Raw genomic sequence first — 19,261 nt, forward strand, 5'->3', positions numbered from 1 at the left:
AAGCCTCCCTGATCAAAGCTGCTTTGGTCTGCACTTGATGAATAAACACCGCTATCAGCAAAACATAGACGATAGACGATAGACGATAGACGATAGACGATAGACGATAGACGATAGACGATAGACGATAGACGATAGACGATAGACGATTTTGAAGCTATCTAGAGAAAGACCAAGAATAAAACGGAAGATTTTTAGATAAATATAATTATGAAAAGAATGGTGGGTCGTACTGGATTCGAACCAGTGACCAATTGATTAAAAGTCAACTGCTCTACCAACTGAGCTAACGACCCGCTCATAATTTTTTAAACTTGAATAACTAATGGTCGGAGTAGAGAGATTCGAACTCCCGACATCCTGCTCCCAAAGCAGGCGCGCTACCAGACTGCGCTATACTCCGATGGCTCCTCGAACTGGACTCGAACCAGTGACCCAATGATTAACAGTCATTTGCTCTACCAACTGAGCTATCGAGGAATTAATCAGACTTGAATTCTATATAGGGATAGTTGGTGGGTCGTACTGGATTCGAACCAGTGACCAATTGATTAAAAGTCAACTGCTCTACCAACTGAGCTAACGACCCAACTATCAAGTAATGGGGTGGACGATGGGGCTTGAACCCACGACCGCCGGAATCACAATCCGGAGCTCTACCAACTGAGCTACGCCCACCATTACTAATGGTGATGATAAAATAAATGGTCGGAGTAGAGGGATTCGAACCCCCGACATCCTGCTCCCAAAGCAGGCGCGCTACCAGACTGCGCTATACTCCGAATGGCTCCTCGAACTGGACTCGAACCAGTGACCCAATGATTAACAGTCATTTGCTCTACCAACTGAGCTATCGAGGAACTAATATTTTATCTTGCTTACAACAACCATCTTCAGAAGATGGCGGAGGAGGAGAGATTCGAACTCTCGGTAGGCTATTAACCTACGCCAGTTTTCAAGACTGGTGCATTAAACCGCTCTGCCACCCCTCCGTTGCGAGCGAGGTGTATAATACTGATTTGAAATTTCAGTGCAACCTCTTTTTTAAAAAACTTTAACTTTTTTCACTCACATAGCCCTGATCAGGAGAAGAACGGATCCAAACATTGGAATACCAGTAATAATGCTTGCCTGAATTGTCTGGCATAGTGCAGTTAATACGGCCACGACCAACGCCGAATGGTTTCTCAGCAGTCGCCGTTACTTCTGTATCAGACACCCAATCTAGCTTAGCTTTACCTTGGCCTGCTACATAACAGGTTAAGTCTTTCAAACGATACTTGCCCTCTTTAAAGGTCAAGCTAATCGAAACAGGCTGATCTGTTGCATAATCCCCGCCTGTCTTCTCAGATAACAAAGGCATCGGCTTAGCATTTAGCTTCGTCTTTAACGTAGATAGCTTGGCATAAGCGCCTGAAGCGGGAAAACGTGGTAAGTTCTCGAAATCAGAATCGGCACTCACTACGCCCGATTGCTGGCCAAACGCCATAATACCTTGCTCTTTTATCATGGTTCGAATCTGAGCATTTGATTCGCCATAAGGATAGGCCAACATTTTTGGTGAATGTCCAAGGTTTTTCTCAAGCAGACTCTCAACCGTATTCACTTCATTTGTCATCCGGGACAGCCAAGCCTCATCAGATTCCCCTTTTTCTTTGCGCAACATATAAGGATGGCTAATGGTGTGATTGGCAAACACGCCACCAGACTGCTCCATTTCTTTCATCTGATCCCAGGTTAAGAAGCTGCGACTCTTACGCTCAACGGGTTCGGTATTAATAAACACTGTAAAAGGAAAGTTTCTTTCTTTAAGGATTGGAAAACCTGCTTGATAAATACTGCGGTAAGCATCATCAAACGAAATCGCCACCGCTTTTTCAGGCAATGGCTTATTGGCTTTTAAGTCATCCAATGCAGAACGTAGATCGACCACCTGAAAGCCTGCACTTTTTAAGTAATCCATTTGCTCGGTAAACTGTTCAGGAGTAACAGAAGTCGATTTAGGCGAACTAGCACTTACATGGTGATATTGCAGAACGGGTAAATAATCCTGAGCTTGAGCCGCCACACTGGCACTCAACGCTCCCAGCAAAATGCTGTAATGAACCTTTGACAACATGTCTTTTCCTCTATGCTAAATATTTGCCCACATTCTACGGACGAACACACAACATGACCAGCAGGTTCAAAAACCGAAACTGTTATGCCTATTTTATGTTGTCACTGCATCTACTCATATTGAAGCCACCCTCCTACACTCAAGAGACATAAAGGATTCATAACAAAAGGAATAAAAATCTCCACAAGAGGAAAAATCATGAGCAAATCCGTTTTTTACAAAAAATTGGACAATCAACTTCAAACACTTAAAGAAGAAGGTCTTTATAAAGTAGAGCGCCCGCTTATTACGCCACAAGACAGCCAAATCACCACCGCCGACAAAACACCTTTAATCAATCTTTGTGCGAATAACTACCTTGGGTTAGCAAACGATAGCCAAGTCACAAAAGCGGCTCATCAAGCGCTAGACGAATACGGCTACGGCATGGCTTCCGTACGTTTTATTTGCGGCACACAAAGCATTCATACTCAACTAGAACAAAGCCTAAGCGACTTCCTACAAATGGAAGACACCATTTTGTATTCTTCTTGTTTTGATGCAAATGGCGGCCTATTTGAAACATTATTAAGCGAAGAAGACGCGGTAATCAGTGATGCACTCAATCACGCCAGCATTATTGACGGCATTCGTTTATGCAAAGCAAAGCGCTATCGCTACGCCAATAACGACATGAGTGAACTGGAAGGTAAGCTGCAGCAAGCCGATATAGACGGCGCCAAAACCAAGTTGATTGTAACGGATGGTGTGTTTTCTATGGACGGTATCATTGCCGATCTAAAATCCATTTGTGATCTAGCCGATAAATACGACGCGTTAGTCATGGTTGATGATTCACATGCCGTTGGATTTCTCGGAGAAAATGGCCGCGGTAGCCATGAGTATTGCGATGTACTGGGTCGTATCGACATTATCACTGGTACATTGGGTAAAGCCCTTGGTGGCGCGTCTGGCGGCTACACCAGCGCCTCTAAAAGCATTGTCGATTGGTTACGCCAACGCTCTCGCCCTTATTTGTTTTCTAACTCACTAGCGCCTGTCATTACCGCCACCAGCTTACAAATTATCGAGTCTCTCAAACAAGGCGATTCTGCCCGTAAGCAATTAAAAGCAAACAGCCAATACTTTCGCACTCAAATGAGCGCGTTAGGCTTTAACCTCGTTCCTGGCGACCACCCAATCATTCCTGTTATTTTAGGTGATGCTAAACTCGCACAAGAGATGGCAAATGCGCTATATAAGGAAGGGATATTTGTGACAGGATTTGCTTATCCAGTCGTACCAATGGGCAAGGCCAGAATTCGTACACAGATGTCAGCGTCACTAACAACGGAACAACTTGATCGCGCCATAGACGCCTTTACCAAAGTAGGCCGCGAGATGGGCGTCATTGAAGGAAGGAAATAAATAATGAAAACGCTTGCGAAGCTTCACGCCGAAAAAGGCATTTGGATGACAGAGGTTCCACATCCAGAATGCGGACATAACGATGTCGTCATAAAAATAAGCAAAACTGCGATCTGCGGAACGGACATGCATATTTATCAATGGGACGATTGGGCACAAAACACCATTCCAGTACCAATGACTGTTGGTCATGAGTTTGTCGGTGTGATCACAGAAATCGGCCCAGAAGTCTCTGGCTTCAAGATTGGTGACCGCGTTTCTGGCGAAGGCCACATCACTTGTGGTCATTGCCGTAACTGTCGTGCGGGTCGTCGTCATCTCTGTCGAAAAACCCTCGGGGTCGGTGTAAATCGTAGCGGAGCATTTGCCGAATATTTAGTCATTCCTGCTAGCAACGCATTCAAAATCCCTGACAATATTAGCGATGATATGGCCGCGATATTTGATCCATTTGGTAACGCGACCCACACCGCTCTGTCATTCGATTTAATCGGCGAAGACGTTTTAATCACAGGTGCAGGCCCAATTGGCGCTATGGCTGCAGCCATTGCTAAGCACGTAGGCGCACGTAATGTGGTGATTACTGATGTGAATGACTTCCGCCTAGATCTAGCGAAGAAGATGGGTGCCACTCGCACCGTCAACGTTAGTCATGAGTCGTTAAAAGACGTCATGACAGAAATAGGCATGAATGAAGGATTCGACGTGGGTTTGGAAATGTCTGGCAATGACACGGCCTTCCGCTCCATGTTGGAATGCATGAACCACGGCGGAAAAATTGCCATGCTGGGCATTCCGAGCAAAGGCACACTCATCGATTGGAACCAAGTGATCTTTAAAGGCCTGGTCATCAAAGGCATTTATGGACGAGAAATGTACGAAACTTGGTACAAAATGGTCGCGATGTTGCAGTCTGGCTTAGACATTAGTCCGATCATTACCCATCGCTTTAACGTCGATGAATTTCAGCAAGGCTTTGACACCATGGGATCAGGTCAATCAGGAAAAGTTATTCTGGATTGGAATTAAATTCTCTTAGGTTATTGCGTCTAGAAGATGATCGCGTTAGCGTAATTCTTTTAGACGCAAACCGAGCAATCACATGTTAGAAATAGGCACTCAAACACATCCGCTTCCCCATCAAGATGCGCTCTACATTTTGCTATATCGAAACCAAGTATTAGTAGAGTCAGAAAATCAATTTCTTACGCCTTTTACACATTTCCAACCTAATTCAAAAATGAGTGCTGTCTATTGTGGCCAATGGCATGGCCAAGATATCTTCGTGTGTCGTTTTGAATCTATTCCCAAAGGCTTTACTGAAATTGGTCTAAGAGATCTGCTCTTCTTACAAGATCAACACAATTACATTTTATTAAGCCGTGCTCACCAATTATCTACATGGGATCGCGACCATCAATTTTGTGGCCGCTGTGGCACACCGATGAAAGAAAAACATGCAGCCGAGCACACAAAAATTTGCCCATCTTGTAACCTGCGCCATTATCCGAGAATTTCCCCTTGTGTGATTGTATCAATCCGCAAAGGCAATCAAATACTACTCGCTCGTGGTCCACAAGCGCCCAAAGGCAGATTTAGCAATATCGCTGGTTTTGTCGAAGCTGGCGAAACATTGGAGCAAGCCGTAGCAAGGGAAGTAAGGGAAGAAGTCGGCCTAGAAGTCACTAATATACGCTATGTCAGCAGCCAGCCTTGGTCTTTTCCACATCAATTAATGGCTGGATTCTTTGCAGACTACGCTGATGGTGAAATCACACCCGCACCCGGTGAAATAGAAGAAGCCCATTGGTATCAGATCGACGACTTACCAAATATTCCCAACAATGCGACGATCTCTGGGCAGCTCATCAATTCACACGTAGACCACATCAGAAATCACGCCTCTTAAGTTGTGATTGCAAATGCAAGTAAGTACAAACTTACTGGCATTTGCAATTTATTTGTCATATTCAAACGTTAGTGTAGATGCACAATTTTTCCCCACTTGGAGCAAAAACATGCGTTTACGTCTTCCGATTACGCTTCCTTTGTGCACCACGCTTGCTTTATTAAGCGGCTGTGCCACAAATAATTCTGACACTCAATCTGCAACCTCCTCTATTGAACTGAACTTCTTAGGCCGCTATGAATCTGGCGTTTTTGACGGCAGCGCTGCCGAGATTGTGGCGTATGATGCAAAAACTCATGAGACATTTGTGGTCAATGCAAACTCTGGCAAAGTTGATGTTCTTTCTATGAAGAACCCGACGTCGCCTAATAAAATCAAAACACTGGATGTCAGCAAAGACGTTGTAGACTTAATGGGAATAACCCTTGGCGCCGCAAACAGTGTCAGCGTTCATAACGGCATTATGGCGGTAGCCATTGAAGCCAAACCAAAACAGAACATGGGCTACATCGCTTTCTACAAAATTGATGGTCATGCCTTTATCACAGCAGTAAAAGTCGGAGCACTTCCTGATATGGTGACCTTTACCCACGATGGCAAGCAGGTTGTTGTAGCGAACGAAGGCGAGCCAAACGATGAATACACTATCGACCCAGAAGGCAGTGTCAGCATCATCGCTATCCCAAATGACATCACGAAATTAAGTCAAAAAGATGTCACTGAGGTGTCATTCCGTGACTTCAATAACGGCGGATCACGTGCTACTGAACGTCCAGCTGGATTGCGTATTTTTGGCCCTAATGCCAGCGTAGCTCAAGACCTAGAGCCAGAATACATCACAGTATCTAAAGACAACCATTACGCATTTGTATCGCTACAAGAAAATAACGGCATTGCCAAAATTGATCTTTCAAAGAAATCAGTCGATACCATCTGGGCTTTAGGCGTAAAAGATTACAACAAAACTGGTAATGAGCTTGATGTGAGTGACAAAGATAAAACCATTCAGCTGCAAAACTGGCCTGTTCTAGGCATGTACATGCCAGATACTATTGCTTCTTACATGATCTCAGGCAAAACCTATATCGTCACTGCTAACGAAGGCGACTCTAGAGATTACAAAGGCTTTAGCGAAGAATATCGAGTCAAAGACCTTGCTGAATTCAACAGCCGCCTTGCGCTAACTAGCCCGCTAAAGCACAGCATTGAAGGCAAGTTAGAAGACGATAAAAACCTAGGGCGCATGAAAATCACCAGCACATTAGGTGCCAAAGGCTGTGAACTTGTGAAAGGCGCACCAACCAACTGCACCTTTACTGAGTTGTATGGTTACGGCGCTCGTTCATTTTCTATCTGGAGCGGTGAAACTGGCGAGCAAGTGTTTGACAGCGGCAGCGATTTCGAGCGTATTACGGCAGATCGATTAGGCGAAAATGGCTTTAACGCGTCGAATGATTCAAATAAAATCGATGGTCGTAGCGATGACAAAGGCCCTGAGCCAGAAGCACTCACCCTAGGTCAAATTGATGGTCGCACTTATGCCTTCATTGGTTTAGAGCGTGTGGGCGGCATCATGGTTTACGACATCACCACGCCAGCAAAAAGCCAGTTTGTGCAATATTTAACAAGCCGAAACTTTGATGCAAAAGTAGATACTTCTGCTGCTGGTGATCTTGGTCCAGAAGGCATGAGCTTTGTATCAAAAGAAGACAGCCCAACGGGTCAAGCTCTATTAATTGTTGGCAATGAAGTTAGCGGAACCACCTCGGTTTACGGCATTTCACCACGTCAATAATTGTCCATAACAAATCACTTATAGCCCCCTCTTTTTGGGGGCTTTTTAATGCCTTTTTTCTAACAAAATTACACTGGGGTTTCCCTATCACTTTCTCTATACTAGCCGCCCCCTTTAATACTGTTTAATGAGAGCGATGTGGAAGATTTACTGCATTCAATAGAACAAAAAGTAAAACCATTAATCGGTTTAGGCAAAGTCGCAGACTACATTCCCGCATTGGCCAATGTCGATCCTAATCAGTTTGGTATTGCCATCTACAGCAACGACGGCGAGCTTTATCATGCCGGCCAAGCCTACACAGACTTCTCTATCCAGAGTATTTCTAAAGTCTTTAGCTTAACGCTTGCTATCAAACATTATGGCGAAGAAATGTGGAAACGTGTTGGGCGCGAACCGTCTGGCCATCCGTTTAATTCCTTAGTTCAGCTAGAATACGAAGCTGGTGTACCCCGCAACCCCTTTATCAATGCTGGCGCCTTGGTCATCAGCGACATGAATCAGTCACGTTTTGCCTCGCCCCATTACGCCATGCGAGAGTTTATTCGTCGCTTAGCCGATAATCCACTATTGAACTCAGACAAAATCGTTGCCAGCTCGGAATACGAGTTTAGAGCACGCAATGCATCCATGGCGTATTTGATGAAAGCCTTTGGCAACTTTGAAAACGATGTAGAAGACGTGTTGCATAGCTACTTTGATAACTGCGCCATGCGCATGAACTGTGTAGATTTAGCCAAAGCCTTTAGTTTCCTTGCCAACAAGGGCTACTCACAGCTTAGTGGTGAGCAAGTACTGAGCGCGCGAGAAACCACTCAGGTAAACGGCCTACTCGCCACCAGCGGCTTATACGACGAAGCGGGTAACTTTGCTTATCGTGTTGGACTACCGGGAAAAAGCGGTGTAGGCGGCGGTATTCTTGCCATCGTCCCTAATCGTTTTTCGGTGTGTGTTTGGTCACCCGAACTCAATAAGTCAGGCAACTCACTCGCTGGCATGGCAGCGCTTGAAGCGCTATCGGAAAGCATCGGCTGGTCAGTGTTTGGTTAGTTTTAAAAACCAGAACCAGAACCAGAACCAAAACACTAAAAGCTAGAAACAGAAAAGGGCTTCACAAGCAGCCCTTTTTTAGTATCACTGTTTTTAACAAAGTATTGGCAAGCGCAGTAGCCATCCAGTTAGTCTGTGATGACTTTGTAACACGGCACATACGCACTGCCCGGCAACTTCATACGTTGCTGACGAACGAACGCTTGTAACAAGGCATCCAGCTTCGCCAACAAAGCTTTATCACCATGGATCTCAAATGGCCCAAACTCTTTGATATAAGCCACACCTTGCGCTTTCACGTTGCCGGCAACGATTGACGAAAATGCCCGACGTAAATCTGCTGCAAGCAAGTGTGTTTCTTGATTAAAGTGCAGATTCAACTCACGCACTTTTTCATGTGTTGGTTCAAACGGATACTGAAACTCTTCTGGAATATGCAATTTCCAATTGTAGTAAAACGCATCTTGATGGGCTTTTCGGTATTGGCGAACTTCTTCCATACCTTGCTTCATGGCTCGCGCCACTTCCACTTCATCTTCAATAATAATGCGGTATTTATTCTGTGCTTGCGCCCCTAATACATCACCGATAAAGGCATGTATTTGCTCAAAATAATCCGCACTTTCTTTTGGCCCAGTAAACACCAAAGGAAACGGCACATCAGCATTTTTCGGGTGTAACAAAATGCCCAAAATATATAAGATTTCTTCTGCGGTTCCGGCACCACCTGGGAAGACAACAATGCCGTGACCAGCACGAACAAAGGCTTCAAGACGCTTCTCAATGTCTGGCATGATCACCAGCTGATTCACAATAGGATTCGGAGATTCAGCGGCAATAATGCCCGGCTCGGTTAAGCCTAAATAGATACCATTTTTGATACGTTGTTTAGCGTGAGCAATGGCGGCGCCTTTCATCGGCCCTTTCATTGCACCCGGTCCACAACCGGTACAAATATTTAGCTCACGCAAACCCAATTCATGGCCCACGCGTTTGGTGTAATCGTACTCGTGACGCGCAATAGAATGACCACCCCAACACACAATCATGTCTGGATTTTGAATACGGCGGAAAACATTCGCGTTACGTAATAATTCAAACACCACATTGGTTAATTTGTCTGAACTGGCGTTTTCTAAACCACGAGCAAGAATGTATTCGTGCTGAGTGAAAATAATGTCGCGCAATACGCTAAACAACATTTCGCGCACACTGCTAATCATCTTGCCATCAACAAAGGCGCTACCCGGTGCATTTTTCAATTGCAACTTAACGCCTCGTTCTTGTTGCACGATGTGGATTTCAAAATCTTTAAATTCTTCCATGGCTGCTTGCGGGTCATCAGAATCACTGCCGCAGTTCAAAATAGCCAAAGCACAACGATGAAATAATTCATGAAGTGGGCCGGATTCTTCTGACAGACGATAAATCTCATCTTGAGATAACATTTCTAACGAACCTTTCGGTGCGACTAACGCATCAACGCGATCTTCATACTGCATGATCGCCCTCCTTATTGTCATTTTATGAGTGTCTTTTAAATTTATTGCTTTTAGATTCATTGTCTCTAAATATAGTGGTCGTGCATTCTTGTTTTATCAAGCTTTTACGAAGAACTTAACAAAAATAGTCAGAATGAAATCAACCATTTAAGCCGTCCATTTGGTCAATAAAGCTTGCCCGCAATGCCTATTCGCAACGCTTGATAGTAATGGGATTTCATTTCAATTAAACGACTATGAGTACGGCGGAACTCAAACAACAATGAACCATTCAAATACAGGTTCTCTAATGGCACGTTGGCGTTTAGCAACAGCACCACCTGATGGTCATAACATTCATCCACCAAACTGATAAAACGGCGTACAGCATCGTCGTTCACACCTAGTGACACCGCACGCTCACCCGTTTGACCTGAGCCAATGGCACCGTCTTCTGTGCCGCGCGCCTTAATGTGTTCATAAGGTTCACTGCTTAGTTCTGGAATGCCTGTCAGCATTATCATCGGATACGTTTGCGCCAGCTCAATGTAATCCAGCGACGATCTAGGGCCATCACACAAGGCATAAAAGTCAAACCAAGCAATGTTATCCGCTGACTCAATCACCTTGATAGCACGACGGCAAACTTGCAGCGGCTGCTGATTGATTTCGCCCTTTGCCAACTGTTTAAACAAGATCGACATATCTTGCTCGTGTTTAACAAAATAAATCGGCGAAAAGCCCGTATGGCGTAATCGATGATCCTCTTCGCCACCAAGATGAATGCTCTTCAAATGCGCTTGTAACAAGGCAATAGCTGGCGCGAAGCGTTCTTTTTGCAACTGGTTTTGAAACAAGTTTTCCACCGCAATATTCGACGTTGCCACCAATACCACGCCCTCTTCAAATAGGGCTTCGACCAAACCACCCAGTAACATAGCATCGCCTATGTCAGAGACGAAAAACTCGTCAAAACACAGCACTCGGCATTCTGACGCCAAGCGTTTCGCAATGCCTTTTAAAGGATTTTTCTGGCCGAAGGCAAGATTCAACTCTCGGTGTAAACGCGCCATAAAATGATGAAAATGCAGCCTTAACGCCATTCCATCAGGCAAACAGCCGTAAAACAAATCCATCAAGAAGGTCTTGCCACGCCCCACATCACCCCAAAGATAAACGCCTTTAATTGGCTCTAACACGTCACTATTTGATAGGTTCGACAGTAACGATTGATAAACACGTTCTAACTCATTTAGCGCAGGCTGCTGGCGCTCATCAAACGTCACGTCATTCTGCTCTAGGCGAGATTGATAGACTTGCAAAGGAGTCATGTACTATTTCCTTTTTACTATTGCCTTCTTACTATTGCCTTTTTAAGTATGGGGTTTTCAGATTGCCCCTTCGGAACACTTAAAGTGAATGATCGACAGAATACTGATGAATCGCGATCTTGATCAAATCCAATACAGGCTGCGAAGTGAATTTTCGCGGCATAGTAATGGCATAGAAGTTTTCGAATGCTTGAGGAATGCTTTCATAATCCTGCAGCACTTTCGATTGAATCTCATCTTTTACCACCACAGGCGGCAAAACCGACAAATAACCACTGTCCCTTGCTAATAATCGCAACATCGCCATATCGTCCACTTCCGCTTTGATATCTGGCTGATATTGATGAGTAGCACAAAAAGATTCGAAGGATGAACGAATATCGGTATTGCGCCCCGGCACCACCCATTTTTTATCTTCATAGCCCTGTGGAAAAGGCGTCTCTGGCTTATCGCCATAAGGCCCAACAATCGCCACAGCTTGCCTTGCGACTAGCTGATTTCGCCATGTCGTGTCATGACTTTCGCTTAAAATGGCACGATTGGTCAAAGCCAAATCCAATTCATGATTGACGAGTCCATTGAGCAAATCCGTCATGCCTCTTGATGAAAGCGAAAAATCCACGTTCTCGCTTTTTAACAAAGGCGCAATAAAGCTCTCAATAAAATTCCTCGACAAATTACTCTGCACGCCGATGGTAATATGCTGAACCTGCGTGGCGCTGTCTTTCTGGATAAACTTTTCTAGCTCTTCGCCGGTATTAAAAATATCTTGCGCATAAGCCAACACACGACGACCAACATCGGTCAGCACCAACTTACGTCCTTGGCGAATAAACAACGCCACATCCAAGCTTTGCTCTAGCTGCTTTATCTGCGCTGACAACGCCGACTGAGAGATGTGTAAGGTTTCTGCCGCTTCCGTCAAACTCGGGCTCTTGGCCACCCGCCAAAAATAATACAGATGATGATAATTCAACCGACTCATTGCCTATCAGCCTTTAAATACATAATAAAAAGTGAACGTTACATAACAATATATGTATTTTTATTAACAAAATAAAGTCTTCATAATCGCCCCAACTTATTCAAACCAAAGAATGTAGGTGTGTATGTCCTTAGTCGTGTTAAGTTTCTTACCGATTTTCATTCCCTTTACGCTGTTTTTTGGCGGCTGCTATCTCGGCCGAGACAAAACCCAATGCGTGGCGCAAAAAGCCTCACGATTAAGCTTTGTCTTGCTGATTATCTTTCTCGCCACCTTTCCGGTCAGTTATTTTTTTACTGATGCTTGGCAATCTTCTACTTTGATTCGTCACACAGCACTCAATCAGATCATGCTTGGTTTGGTGACTATCATGGGTTGGGCGCTGATCAGCTTCTCGCGCAACTACATGGCGGGACAAGCCAATCTGAATCGTTATTATCGCTGGTTAATGTTTACCTTAGCGTCCGTAGCCATAACAGTGACCACCAACCATTTGGTGATTTTCTGGCTCGGTTGGTTAGGCATTAGTTTGTCACTGAACAATCTATTAACCTTCTATGCGGATCGTCCACGAGCCATTCTCGCCGCCCACAAGAAGTTCATGCTGGCACGCGTTGCCGAGCTGTCTTTGTTTGCCGCCTTCGCCTTGCTTTACCAGCAATACGACAGTCTATACATCAACACCATTATCGATACCGCTGTTGCCCAATCTAGCGCCGGCTTAGCATTACACTGGCAAGAGCAAGTGGCGGCCTGTTTGATCGCACTGGCAGCGTTAATCAAATGCGCTCAGCTTCCTTTCCATGGCTGGTTAATACAAGTGGTTGAGTCGCCAACACCAGTCAGCGCCTTGTTACATGCAGGTGTTATCAACTTAGGTGGTTATCTACTGCTTTTGTTCACACCTTTGGTTGCGCAAAGTTCCGTGGCAATCTGGTTATTATTAATTGTGGCTGGCTTATCGACCCTCGCCAGCGCCTTGATCATGACGACTCGAATCAGCGTCAAAGTTCGCCTTGCTTGGTCTACCTGTGCGCAAATGGGGCTGATGCTGTTGGAATTTGCCTTAGGTTTATACGAGTTAGTCTTGCTGCATTTACTCGCTCATTCTTTTTACAAAGCCTATTCTTTTCTCAACTCCGGCAACGCGGTGAATGACGCCATTAGATTACGTCTTTCCAGTGCCGCAAAAACCAATCCTCAGTTTTCACCGACGAACAAAGCCGTCGTGCCTAACGCGCAAACTTGGCTACTTGCCCTTGGTTTAAGCACAGCGATTGTGGTGATTGTGCGAACATTATTTGGCTTCGACAGCGCATTTAGTGCTTGGTGGTTATTCGCCCTCGCGCTCACTGTTCTTATCATGCAATGGCGCACCTGCGAGCACTCGCCTTCGGTTGTTTACACCTTCGCAATGGGCGTGTTTTTGTGTGTGATTTATGCCGCGTTAAAGTACACCATGCACTACGCATTACCAACCTATTCAACCCATACGGTTCAAGCTTTTTCCCTAGCCGATATCTGGGCCATGGTTTTATTTAGCCTGCTCTTCATCTTAAGTGCGCTGCTGCATTATCAAGTACGCTGGCGTGCAGTTCGTCGCTTATCTATTACCTTGTTTGCTGGGCTTTATCTGGATGAATGGCTCACACGCCTTGTGCTCAAGTTTTGGCCGGTCACCTTACCCGCCAGAACTAAAGAACAACATCACGCATTAAGCAAAAATAAACCGTCGCTAAAACCTTAGGAGAATCGCATGACCATCAAAACGCCGAACACATTAAACATGCAACAAAAAGACCTATTGCTCGATGCGACCCGCACCATCGCTCCTCATTGGCCGCTGGATAAATTGATCGCAGTAAACCCGCTGTGGTCATTGATAAACAAACCTTTTGATGAGATTTCAGATGAGCTATCGGCCTTGGCGGGCATCAAAACCTACTTGCCAATTTCTTCTTATCGCACTTGGTTTGAGGAAGGACGAATTTCACAAGATAGCCTTATCAGAGCAGCGAACCATTATGAGATCAACATAGCACCGCAAGCATTGCTTGAGTATTTATCTCAGTCGAATAACCTACCGAGGCCATGGTGCAACATTGCTGACCTTGCGGATCAACAAAGACCCGCCAATAAGATGTCGTGGCACGATGAAATCACCCATCAAGTGAGTCAGTTTTGCGCCGCCCATTACCAACAACAAAGCCCCACGTTAAGACAGCAAAACATCGACATCGAACTAGACCTTTACAGTCATTGGCTAAAAGTCACCAACGAAGACAAAGGCCTAAGCATTATCATGGGCGAATCCAAACTCACTGATTTTTTCCATGATTTACCCAGCGACAAAGACGCTTTGTTTGCTCTGGCTATCGAAGAATTGGCCTTGGATGATCAAGCTCTGCATTTCTATGCACAAGCATTATTGCTCGATATTAATGGTTGGAGCAGTTATCTGGCTTACTTGAACTGGTCCAAAGGCGATAACAACGAAAACCTAGCGCAAGAAAACCATGTGGCGTCTTTACTGGCCATCAAAATGGCATGGGAATTGGTTGTTTGGCGTTACCTAAAACACACATCGATAACATTACACGCCGCGATAGAAACAAAATGGTCAGCACAAAAAAACGCCATTCCAGCCCTGATTCAAGCCCATCACGATGCTCTTTTAGCATCCAAAGTCTGGGCCTTGGCGTTGGAATACAGCGAACAAAGCACCTTGCAGCAAACCCTTACGTCTGCTCAACCGTCCTCAGTCGAACCAACAAGACCTGAACTGCAAGCGATATTTTGTATCGATGTTCGCTCAGAAGTATTTAGACGTGCTCTGGAAAAACAATCCGACAAGATCCAAACACTTGGCTTTGCGGGCTTTTTTGGCTTACCTATCGAATACAAAGCGAAAGACAGCCATTATGCACGACCACAGCTTCCCGGCTTGTTACAAGCCTCCATCACAGTCACCGAATGCACGAGCAATAAAAATCATGTTCACCACCAGCAGAAAGAAGCCCGTTGGCAGCGTTGGGGACATGCGGCGCCAGCGTCCTTTTCCATGGTGGAATCCATGGGTTGGTGGTACGCCTTTAAAATGTTCAAGCAAACCCTGTTCTCCAAGCGGCAAGAACATCCAGCCAATCGCCTAGCGCCAAATACCGACTGGCAATTAACTCAGCACGGTGTCGCTTTAACCGATCATGATAAGGCAGATTTAGCGAAAGGCATCTTAGACACCATCAAGCTAACAACCTACGCTCCCATCATCATGTTAGTGGGCCATGGCAGTCATACCAGCAACAACCTTCATGCCGCAGGCTTAGAATGCGGTGCTTGTGGCGGACAAAGTGGTGAGGTCAACGTGAGAGTGTTGGCATCATTATTAAATGACAACAAGGTACGCGCCTTACTCAACGACATGGGCGTCAATATTCCTAGTGACACACAATTCGTCCCTGCGTTGCACAACACCACCACAGATCAACTCACCTGTTTTGATCAATTAAAGGGCTCGAAAGACGTCGACAACAAGATGGCCAACTGGTTTAAAGAAACTGGCTGGTTTAAAAAAACTCAGTATTTGGCACAACAAGAACGCGCAGCAAAATTAGACCCTTCGCTGCTGGAGGCCTCAGACAAACAGCGCTCAAAAGCCTTTACCAAGCGGGCAAACGACTGGTCACAAGTTAACCCAGAATGGGGACTCGCCAACAACCATTCCTTTATCATCGCACCGCGTCAGCTGACTCGGCATCTTGATCTACAAGGACGCAGCTTCCTGCACGATTATGATCAACACAATGACCCAGACTTCAGCATTCTAGAACGCATTCTTACCGCGCCTATGCTGGTGACTCACTGGATCAACATGCAATACAACTTATCGGTGACGGATAACTTCAAATTCGGCTGCGGTAATAAAGTGCTGCACAATGCCGTCGGCGGAAACATTGGCGTATTTGAAGGCAACGGCGGAGATTTGCGAATTGGGCTTTCCATGCAGTCTTTAAGCGATGGTCAGAAATGGATGCACACGCCGGTAAAACTTGCGGTTCACATCGCCGCTCCCAAAACCGCAATCGAAGAGATCGCAGCAAAGCACGACATTGTTAGACAACTGATCGATAACGGCTGGCTGTATTTGTTTCAATGGGAAGGTGACAAGATCCAACGCTTTTACCAGCAGCAATGGCAAGAACAAGGATAAGAGACCTCAAGCCACAGTGGCACGAAGGCGTGCCACTGGTCGCTCGTCGCTTAAAGTTTATAAGCAATGGTTCAAATAAGTTACTGCGCTAAAGGACGATAAAGCCCTGTCACTTTATTTTGAAACATAAGCATTTTGGCTAAAGCGGTGAATTTTTCTGTGGACAATCCCTCTGCCAATTTATCCATTTCATTTAAGTACCGCGCATCGCCATACAGTGTTTGACTTAGTTCAAGGCGATGTTCCAAGGTCGCATCAAAAGCGTTTGCCAAGCGGGCTTGCTCTGCCTCGGCAAAGTCTTTTTGCACACTGTTAACCCAATCTTGAGTCACTATATCTGGCAGTTGAGATAAAACTTCCTCGGTCATTTTTGCAAGGTCATCCAAGCGTTTAGGCGAACTTGAGTACTGAATTCTCAACTCGGCACGATTGCTTTCCTTATTTAGATCCAAACTCACTCTTACACTGTAAACTCCTTGAACGTCACTACGAAGGCGCTGTTTCAGACGTGCTTCTAAGTGTTCACCTAAAAAAGTCAGCTGAATCGCAGCAATAGGCGACCAAGGAAGAGATTGATAAGCATAAAGACGATATTCCGATTTTGGCTCTGTATTCAACGCCATATCAACCGTGGCATCGCCAGCCAGCTGTAAGACAGGCGAAGTATCATAAACGCTAGCAGGCTTTCGTGGAATATTGGCAAGATATAACGTCACTAATCGCATGACATCGGCTTCTGGCAGCCGTGAAGTAATAAAATACTGCACTGGCAAGGCAACTTGTTTCGCTCTAACTTGCTCTAATACTGGCAACGACAAAGGCGCTAAATCCTCGACTGTTGGCGTCATATTGACATGACCAAAGCGCTGATAAGCCAACTGTTTAGAAAATGCCTCTATCGGACGAACCACCGAAATTTTAGCACGTCGGTTCAACCCTGCCATTACTCGGTCGTAAACAGCCACATCAATTCTGGGCGTTATCTGATTAACACGATACACGCCCAACAATTCTCCCAACTCGTCATCGTCGATCACACCTCGATAAGCAAGACTCTGTGCTTTTTGCTTGGACGATAACAACACACTGTGCTTTTTTCGCCACTGTTGAAATTCGTCTTCACTCCAGCCGAAAACACCAGAGGCTTCCGACATTTGCACGGCAATTTGCTCTGCCCAACTAGAACCTTGCTTTACGCTATAACCTGCGTCAGAAACCGCGGTGAAGTAAGTTTTATTGTCTATTTCGGATTGATCAACTTGATAATGCTCAGCTAAAACACTCGGGTCTAGCACAGTCAACTGATCGCCGTTTGACAATGTCCAGTTTGAAATCCCCAGCTCTGTATTTCTTGCAACAAGCGAAGCACTTCCTGCCTCGCCATCTGGTACGGAAGGCAAAGTTTTCTTCTCCACCACGGCGTCTTTTTCCAATGGCGCTAAATCACGAGAAGACATCACCTCAAATATTGCTTCAATCGATTGCTCAGTGCCTAAATTAACGTCTTTTCCACCAACGGCTTGCGTATATAAAATACGATCCGGTGACGACAACCATTGGCGCAAACGCGTATTGATGTCATCTAAAGAGATGGTTTTCACCAATTGTAAAATACGATCATTGCTCTGATTCGGGTCGTGAAGTACTTTTTCAGAGGTTACCGCCTCGACCATTTTCACCGACCAAACGGTTCCACGCGACTTTGCTGCTTCTTTATTTCGCGTTGCAGTGTCAATGACTTTTTGATACACCTCATTGAAATCTTGCTGCATAAAACCATGCTGCTTAATGCGCTCTAACTCTTGTATTAACGCCTGTAAACCGAGTGCATGAAAACCATCATCTACATTTACCGAGAACCCCAAAATTGCGACATTAGGGGACACCGCGCCCTTGGTGCTGGATAACGTCCGGACGTGTTCAGGTAAAACATCTCTTTGACGACGGACCTGCTGACTCAACAAATTTCGTGTCATGTAATCGATCAAACCATCACGGCGATCTTCATCGGTATTCGCGCTTTCATTATTAAATCGGTACAAAAATGCCACACGATTCACTTTACTGCCAGGGTCGTTAAGTTGCCCTATTTTAAGGCCTGCGTCTAAAACAGGGTCTTTCGGATGTCGCTTGGGCAAGATTCGTCTTGGCTCTGCGCCAAAAGTACGCTTGATCTTGGCTTCTAACAGTGTCATATCCACAGGGGCAAAAATCACCAATGCCATGTTATTAGGCGCATACCAATCTTGATAAAAATCACGAAGCTTAGTTGCGGGGGTATTTTTTATGGTGTCTTGCGTACCAATAACAGGGCGCTCTGGATACAAAGAACCTACACGCAGGATGGCCTTCTTCTCGTCATTAACTCGGGAACGATGACTCAATTTACCACGCCATTCCTCTTGGATAATCAAACGTTCTTTGTCCAGTGATGACGCTTTAATCTCGGCATGAAATGCCATCTGTTGATAAATATCCAACACCTTGTTTAATCGATCAGGTGACGTGTTTTTCAAATTCACCATATAACGCGTATTTTCACTGTTGGTCATGGCGTTAAAATCGCGGCCTTGTTTAAAGCCCATCTCAGTAAAAGCATGGCGAACGCCATCGGGCAATCCAGTACTTTCATGAAACACCATGTGCTCGACCATATGAGCAACACCCAACTGGTTTTCTTTCTCGTCAATAGCGCCAGAAAGTACCAACAAGTTCGCTAAGGTTAAGTCTTTAGGTGCGTCTTTTTCTTGCCTTGAGTCGAACAGATAATAACGAAAGCCATTTTCTAATGTACCTTTTACAATACGTTTATCCCAAGGCAGTTCATCACTACCGGCATTCGCTGGCAGGGTAAAGGCAAGTAAAAAAAATAATCCTGCCACACAAAGCAGTTTTTTGAATAGAAGCATAAGCACGCTCACAAAGACGTTATTCAGATAAAACAATAAACAAATGCTCGCCGGAGCATTTGTTT

General features: G+C 45.2%; 12 protein-coding genes and 8 tRNA genes. 7 read left to right on the forward strand and 13 right to left on the reverse strand.

Annotation, left to right across the window (positions count from 1 at the left end):
• Positions 1–220: 220 nt before the first annotated feature.
• The 9 genes from ACO05V_RS20760 to ACO05V_RS20800 form a co-directional block, all read right to left on the reverse strand.
• Positions 221–296: transfer RNA gene (locus ACO05V_RS20760), tRNA-Lys, on the reverse strand.
• A 30-nt stretch (positions 297–326) separates the two neighbouring features.
• Positions 327–403, reverse strand: a tRNA-Pro gene (locus ACO05V_RS20765).
• 1 nt (position 404) lies between these two features.
• Positions 405–480: transfer RNA gene (locus tag ACO05V_RS20770), tRNA-Asn, on the reverse strand.
• 33 nt (positions 481–513) lie between these two features.
• Positions 514–589: transfer RNA gene (locus tag ACO05V_RS20775), tRNA-Lys, on the reverse strand.
• A 13-nt stretch (positions 590–602) separates the two neighbouring features.
• A tRNA-His gene (locus ACO05V_RS20780) sits at positions 603–678 on the reverse strand.
• 27 nt (positions 679–705) lie between these two features.
• Positions 706–782, reverse strand: a tRNA-Pro gene (locus ACO05V_RS20785).
• Between the two features lie 2 nt (positions 783–784).
• Positions 785–860, reverse strand: a tRNA-Asn gene (locus ACO05V_RS20790).
• A 41-nt stretch (positions 861–901) separates the two neighbouring features.
• Positions 902–992, reverse strand: a tRNA-Ser gene (locus tag ACO05V_RS20795).
• A gap of 62 nt (positions 993–1,054) precedes the next feature.
• The gene (locus ACO05V_RS20800; RefSeq protein ID WP_421856080.1) at positions 1,055–2,119 is read right to left on the reverse strand and encodes a polysaccharide deacetylase family protein; all 1,065 of its coding nucleotides are present in this window, start codon (positions 2,117–2,119) and stop codon (positions 1,055–1,057) included.
• 198 nt (positions 2,120–2,317) lie between these two features.
• Between ACO05V_RS20800 and ACO05V_RS20805 the strand changes: the two genes are divergently transcribed.
• The 5 genes from ACO05V_RS20805 to glsB all read left to right on the forward strand — a co-directional run bounded on the left by ACO05V_RS20805 (position 2,318) and on the right by glsB (position 8,280).
• On the forward strand, positions 2,318–3,526 hold the full coding sequence (locus ACO05V_RS20805; RefSeq protein ID WP_421856083.1) for a glycine C-acetyltransferase: 1,209 nt from the start codon (positions 2,318–2,320) through the stop codon (positions 3,524–3,526).
• A 3-nt stretch (positions 3,527–3,529) separates the two neighbouring features.
• Complete coding sequence (gene tdh, locus ACO05V_RS20810; protein ID WP_421856086.1) at positions 3,530–4,555, forward strand: L-threonine 3-dehydrogenase; 1,026 nt, start codon at positions 3,530–3,532, stop codon at positions 4,553–4,555.
• Positions 4,556–4,628: 73 nt separating this feature from the next.
• The gene (gene nudC / locus ACO05V_RS20815; RefSeq protein WP_421856089.1) at positions 4,629–5,435 is read left to right on the forward strand and encodes an NAD(+) diphosphatase; all 807 of its coding nucleotides are present in this window, start codon (positions 4,629–4,631) and stop codon (positions 5,433–5,435) included.
• Between the two features lie 109 nt (positions 5,436–5,544).
• Entirely contained in the window at positions 5,545–7,230 is a 1,686-nt protein-coding gene (locus ACO05V_RS20820) for a choice-of-anchor I family protein (RefSeq protein WP_421856092.1), read from the forward strand.
• 138 nt (positions 7,231–7,368) lie between these two features.
• Positions 7,369–8,280 (forward strand): glutaminase B, encoded by a 912-nt coding sequence (gene glsB, locus ACO05V_RS20825; protein WP_421856095.1) that lies wholly within the window; start codon positions 7,369–7,371, stop codon positions 8,278–8,280.
• 128 nt (positions 8,281–8,408) lie between these two features.
• Here the strand turns inward: glsB and ppnN are convergent, their stop codons facing one another.
• From ppnN to ACO05V_RS20840, 3 genes are all read right to left on the reverse strand, one after another.
• Positions 8,409–9,782, reverse strand: coding sequence for a nucleotide 5'-monophosphate nucleosidase PpnN (gene ppnN, locus ACO05V_RS20830; protein WP_421856098.1), 1,374 nt, complete (start codon positions 9,780–9,782; stop codon positions 8,409–8,411).
• A 164-nt stretch (positions 9,783–9,946) separates the two neighbouring features.
• Complete coding sequence (gene zapE, locus ACO05V_RS20835) at positions 9,947–11,092, reverse strand: cell division protein ZapE (protein ID WP_421856101.1); 1,146 nt, start codon at positions 11,090–11,092, stop codon at positions 9,947–9,949.
• 79 nt (positions 11,093–11,171) lie between these two features.
• The gene (locus tag ACO05V_RS20840; RefSeq protein ID WP_421856104.1) at positions 11,172–12,077 is read right to left on the reverse strand and encodes a LysR family transcriptional regulator; all 906 of its coding nucleotides are present in this window, start codon (positions 12,075–12,077) and stop codon (positions 11,172–11,174) included.
• Between the two features lie 124 nt (positions 12,078–12,201).
• Here ACO05V_RS20840 and ACO05V_RS20845 point away from each other — a divergent pair, with 124 nt between their 5' ends.
• Positions 12,202–13,824: an NADH-quinone oxidoreductase subunit L gene (locus ACO05V_RS20845; protein WP_421856107.1), complete on the forward strand. Its 1,623-nt coding sequence runs from the start codon at positions 12,202–12,204 to the stop codon at positions 13,822–13,824.
• A gap of 9 nt (positions 13,825–13,833) precedes the next feature.
• On the forward strand, positions 13,834–16,287 hold the full coding sequence (locus tag ACO05V_RS20850) for a YbcC family protein (protein ID WP_421856109.1): 2,454 nt from the start codon (positions 13,834–13,836) through the stop codon (positions 16,285–16,287).
• 80 nt (positions 16,288–16,367) lie between these two features.
• Here the strand turns inward: ACO05V_RS20850 and ACO05V_RS20855 are convergent, their stop codons facing one another.
• Positions 16,368–19,196 (reverse strand): insulinase family protein, encoded by a 2,829-nt coding sequence (locus ACO05V_RS20855; protein ID WP_421856112.1) that lies wholly within the window; start codon positions 19,194–19,196, stop codon positions 16,368–16,370.
• Between the last annotated feature and the right edge of the window lie 65 nt (positions 19,197–19,261).

The sequence above is a fragment of the Marinomonas sp. genome, assembly GCF_965225885.1.
Taxonomy (GTDB): Bacteria; Pseudomonadota; Gammaproteobacteria; order Pseudomonadales; family Marinomonadaceae; genus Marinomonas.

What these genes read in the sequence shown, in the direction of transcription:
- tdh (WP_421856086.1), top strand. Translation starts at nt 3,530, where the DNA reads ATGAAAACGCTTGCGAAGCTTCACGCCGAAAAAGGCATTTGGATGACA.
- ppnN (WP_421856098.1), bottom strand. Translation starts at nt 9,782, where the DNA reads ATGCAGTATGAAGATCGCGTTGATGCGTTAGTCGCACCGAAAGGTTCG.
- nudC (WP_421856089.1), top strand. Translation starts at nt 4,629, where the DNA reads ATGTTAGAAATAGGCACTCAAACACATCCGCTTCCCCATCAAGATGCG.
- ACO05V_RS20840 (WP_421856104.1), bottom strand. Translation starts at nt 12,077, where the DNA reads ATGAGTCGGTTGAATTATCATCATCTGTATTATTTTTGGCGGGTGGCC.
- ACO05V_RS20845 (WP_421856107.1), top strand. Translation starts at nt 12,202, where the DNA reads ATGTCCTTAGTCGTGTTAAGTTTCTTACCGATTTTCATTCCCTTTACG.
- ACO05V_RS20855 (WP_421856112.1), bottom strand. Translation starts at nt 19,196, where the DNA reads ATGCTTCTATTCAAAAAACTGCTTTGTGTGGCAGGATTATTTTTTTTA.
- ACO05V_RS20805 (WP_421856083.1), top strand. Translation starts at nt 2,318, where the DNA reads ATGAGCAAATCCGTTTTTTACAAAAAATTGGACAATCAACTTCAAACA.
- zapE (WP_421856101.1), bottom strand. Translation starts at nt 11,092, where the DNA reads ATGACTCCTTTGCAAGTCTATCAATCTCGCCTAGAGCAGAATGACGTG.
- ACO05V_RS20850 (WP_421856109.1), top strand. Translation starts at nt 13,834, where the DNA reads ATGACCATCAAAACGCCGAACACATTAAACATGCAACAAAAAGACCTA.
- ACO05V_RS20800 (WP_421856080.1), bottom strand. Translation starts at nt 2,119, where the DNA reads ATGTTGTCAAAGGTTCATTACAGCATTTTGCTGGGAGCGTTGAGTGCC.
- ACO05V_RS20820 (WP_421856092.1), top strand. Translation starts at nt 5,545, where the DNA reads ATGCGTTTACGTCTTCCGATTACGCTTCCTTTGTGCACCACGCTTGCT.